The organism is Methylobacterium sp. D54C (assembly GCF_053345595.1).
Map to the genome: position 1 here is coordinate 1 of NZ_JBKFAK010000214.1, position 298 is coordinate 298.

Here is a 298-nt window from a genome sequence, read left to right on the forward strand (position 1 = left end):
AAGGGCGGACCCTTGACGATGTCGTTCAACCGTCAGATTCTTGCTGCATTGCAGTACGGAGCCGATCCGGCCCCGCCTTGAGAAGGATCGCGATGTCACGAGGGATCGAGACCGTCGCCCTGCCCGAGACGCCCGAGGCCGAAGAGCCCCGGATTCCGAGCGCGCCTGCCCACCCCGTCACGGGAGAGCCCGCCGCCTTCGACCCGACCGACCTCACCCCGCCCGCGCCGCCGACTCCGCGGCCCGCCAGCCAGACCGATTCCGGCTTCGGCTCCTTCGGCTGAGAGTAGCCGGCCCG

1 protein-coding gene is annotated in these 298 nt (G+C 70.1%); it reads left to right on the forward strand.

From position 1 onward, the window contains the following. Positions 1–92 precede the first annotated feature (92 nt). A complete protein-coding gene (locus ACLBYB_RS33215) occupies positions 93–284 on the forward strand; it encodes a fibronectin-attachment protein (FAP) (protein WP_447701429.1) in 192 nt (63 codons plus the stop codon). Positions 285–298: the final 14 nt, after the last annotated feature.